Origin of the sequence: Burkholderia sp. Ac-20353 (assembly GCF_017104785.1) — a bacterium.
GTDB lineage: Bacteria > Pseudomonadota > Gammaproteobacteria > Burkholderiales > Burkholderiaceae > Burkholderia.
The window spans coordinates 1-1475 of sequence record NZ_JAAGPL010000478.1 but is presented as its reverse complement, the minus strand read 5'-3'; the positions used below and the strand labels follow the sequence as shown (position 1 = coordinate 1475).

The following is a 1475-nucleotide window of genomic DNA, read 5'->3' as shown; positions in this document are numbered from 1 at the left end:
AAACCGCCAGATTTTGCACGAAAAGGACTACAAGGGCTTCCCCGTTGAGCGCAAGCTCAATCGCGGATTTCCGTTGTTGCTTTGCCGTTGCCTGCGTTGCGTGAGAAGGTGAAGGACTGCGGTACTACAAACGGTCATCGTGGGCCAATGGCCCGGACCCTGATGAAAGACGCGCGCGGGGACCTCGCTCGATTATCGGGATTGAAGTCCCAGTACTTTTCGCAGGTACGCCTCGCGCGGGTCCAACCCGCTTCACATCACCGCTGGCAGTGCAAAGTGATCTTCTATCTGGTCATGGTCAGATGGCGGTACGGTGTGGATGCCTGTGTTTTAACCGGCAGCTGGTTCATGTTTGAAGTCAGCGCCATATCTCAGCAGCGCCCATGCCATCCTCGCATTCTTGGCAGCGATCGCTACCGCCGTGCGCCAATAGCCGCGACGCTCGGTCAAGGCCCTGACCCAACGGCTGAAGCGGTCCTGTTTGTCACCCAGGTTTGCCATGACTGCGCGAGCACCGTTCACGAGCAGACCGCGTAGATAGGCGTCGCCAGCCTTGGTGATACTGCCAAGTCGCGCTTTACCGCCGCTGCTGTATTGTCCAGGCGTCAAGCCGAGCCAGGCGGCTACCTGGCGGCCGTTCCTGAAGTCGTGCCCGGCGCCGATGCTGGCAAGCAACGCACTGGCCGTTGTCGGGCCGATGCCACGCAGCTGCATGAGTCGCCGGCTACGCTCGTCCTCACGCGCTATCTCGCGGATCGCGCGATCATATTCGACCAGTCGGTCTTCGATGCTGTCGATGTGTTCGAGCAGGTCGCGGATGCTTCTGCCGGCCCAACCCGGTAAGGCATCCAGGTGCGCCGTAATCTCGTTGCGTAACCGCTCCGGCTTCTGCGGCAGGACCACGCCGAACTCGGCAAGCAGTCCACGAATCCGGTTATATGTTGCAGTACGCTCTTCGACAAAGCCTTGTCGTGTTCGATGCAGGCAAAGCGTCGCCTGCTGGTGTTCGTCCTTGACCGGCACAAAACGCATGCTGGGGCGCGTCACGGCCTCGCAGATGGCCGCAGCATCTGCCGCGTCGTTCTTGCCACGCTTGCCGGACATCCGGTACGGTGCCACCAGTCTGGCAGCCATCAGCTTCACGGTATGGCCATGTCGCTGGAACATGCGGGCCCAGTGATGCGCGCCAGAGCAGGCTTCCATGCCGATCAGGCACGGCGGCAATTGCGCGATCAACCCCACAAGTTGATCACGCGTGACCTTTGGCTTGACCAATATCGCCTTGCCGGTTTCATTCACCCCATGGATGGCAAACACATTCTTGGCAAGATCGATTCCGACAGTGACAATGGACATGGACTTCCCCTCGCGCTGGCGTTGATGAAGGCTCGACACTCCATCATGGCACTTTGATGCCGATTCGCGGCTTCCGCCGCAGCCTCGGGACGGGGAAGTCCCTTTCATTCGATTACCCC

The 1475-nt window shown here is 60.1% G+C and carries 1 protein-coding gene; it reads right to left on the bottom strand.

The window, feature by feature from the left end; translation table 11 throughout:
- Positions 1 to 330 precede the first annotated feature (330 nt).
- Complete coding sequence (locus G3N94_RS41420; RefSeq protein WP_205799919.1) at positions 331 to 1356, bottom strand: IS110 family transposase; 1026 nt, start codon at positions 1354 to 1356, stop codon at positions 331 to 333.
- Positions 1357 to 1475: the final 119 nt, after the last annotated feature.